Source organism: Gordonia polyisoprenivorans NBRC 16320 = JCM 10675, assembly GCF_000241325.1.
Taxonomy (GTDB): domain Bacteria; phylum Actinomycetota; class Actinomycetes; order Mycobacteriales; family Mycobacteriaceae; genus Gordonia; species Gordonia polyisoprenivorans.
In genome coordinates this window covers 1-1,863 of the sequence record NZ_BAEI01000033.1, presented here as the reverse complement: position 1 = coordinate 1,863, position 1,863 = coordinate 1, and the positions used below count along the sequence as shown (strand labels likewise).

The 1,863-nt window shown below is 61.0% G+C and carries 2 protein-coding genes; both read left to right on the top strand.

The features are described from left to right. Nucleotides 1-10 precede the first annotated feature (10 nt). Nucleotides 11-487, top strand: coding sequence for a PaaI family thioesterase (locus GOPIP_RS10395; RefSeq protein WP_005194688.1), 477 nt, complete (start codon nt 11-13; stop codon nt 485-487). 208 nt (nt 488-695) lie between these two features. Continuing rightward, a protein-coding gene (locus GOPIP_RS10385; protein ID WP_085949120.1) for an IS3 family transposase occupies nt 696-1,834 on the top strand; the annotation gives its coding sequence in 2 pieces (ribosomal slippage) (nt 696-966 and nt 966-1,834; 1,140 coding nt in all). Nucleotides 1,835-1,863 lie beyond the last annotated feature (29 nt).

The following is a 1,863-nucleotide window of genomic DNA, read 5'->3' as shown; positions in this document are numbered from 1 at the left end:
GGACCACCCAATGGGCTTCGATCAGCGGCTACCAGCGCACTCGCCATCATGTATGGGATGTGGCAGCGACAACCCCAGCGGACTCCAGCTCGAGGTATACAGGCATGACGACCACGTCTACGCTGATCTAACCTTCGACGAACGCCAATCAGGAGCACCCGGCCTAGCCCATGGCGGTGCCATCTCAGCAGCCTGCGACGACATCATGGGATTCACCCTGTGGATCGCCCGCACACCTGCAGTCACTCGAACACTCACCGTCGAGTACCGACACCCAGTGCCACTGCACACACCCGTGCACCTCGTCGCCACGGTCGTCGATAACACCGCTCGGGCACTCTCCATCAAAGCGGTCGGCACAGTAGGCAAGAAAGCGTATTTCACCGCGAACGCCGTGTTCGTGAAAGTTGACTTAAGTCACTTTCAGAACCACGGAGACCCGGACGCCGCCACAGACCTGATTACTCGATTCCTTCAAGCCGACTAGAATACCGTAACCGCGCCTGCATCTGGTGTTACCCGATACAGCAAGGCTGCATCAACCCTGAGGGCGAGACGTATCTAACCCATTCGCAGCGCCTTACCGCCCTCCCCGTGAACCGAGCGCTTAGCTTGTGAGGTGAGCCCTCCTGGGTGGTCCAGTCGTTGTGGGACTCTGTTGCTCGATTGTTCGAGCAGGAAGAATCAACGACGTCATGACATCGAACAAGCGCCGCCGGCACACGCCGGAGCAGATCATCCGCAAGCTCGCCGAGGGCAATATGCTCCTCGCCGCTGGTCAGGAACTCGACGAGGTGTGCCGGCACCTCGAAGTCGCGGAGTCCACGTGGCATCGCTGGCTGGCCCAGTACGGCGGCATGAAAGCTGATGACGCCAAGCGGCTCAAAGAACTCGAGGCGGAGAACGCCCGACTCAAGAAGCTCGTGGCCAACCAGGCCCTCGACATTGACATGCTCAAGGACCTGTCGTCGGGAAACTTTTGACCCCGAACCGTAAACGCCGCGCCGTGACGGTGCTGCAAGAACGGTTCGGGGTGTCTCAGCGTCGGGCGTGTGCGGTGGTCGGTATCCACCGCTCGACGATGCGCCTGAGGACACAACCAGCGGACGACGAGGACACCAGGCTGAGGGCCTGGCTACGCAGGTTCTCCACCGACCGGCCCCGGTGGGGGTGGCGGCGAGCAGCGAAGATGGCACGCAAATCCGGATGGGCGGTCAACGACAAACGTATTCGTCGACTATGGTGTGAGGAAGGACTTCGAGTGCCCCAGCGCCGCAAAAAGAAGCGGTTGACCGGCGTCGGTGTCACCGTAGGGGCGATGTGTCCTATCCGGCCGAACGTGATCTGGGCGATGGACTTCCAATTCGACACCCTCGCTGATGGTCGTACGATCAAGCTACTCAACATCATTGATGAGTACACCCGAGAGTGCCTGGCCATCGAGATCGGCAGGTCAATCGACGCCGACCAAGTGGTCGCAGTCCTTGACACGCTGGCTTTGACCCGCGGGGCGCCGGTCTACGTGCGGTTCGACAACGGCCCCGAATTCGTCGCCCACGCCGTACGCGACTGGTGCCGATTCACCGGCACCGGAGCCTTGTTCATCGACCCCGGTTCGCCATGGCAGAACGGCTGGATCGAATCGTTCAACGGTCGACTACGCGATGAACTGCTCAACTCGTGGCGCTTCGATTCTCTGCTCGAAGCCCAAGTGATCACCGAGGATTGGAGGACCGACTACAACACCGCCAGGCCCCACAGCGCCCACGGCGAACTCAGCCCCGCTGAATTCGCTCTACAGTGGACCACGACCCACCAATCCCAAGCCGCATAGCGACTGGACCACCAAACGGGTCCCCCTCA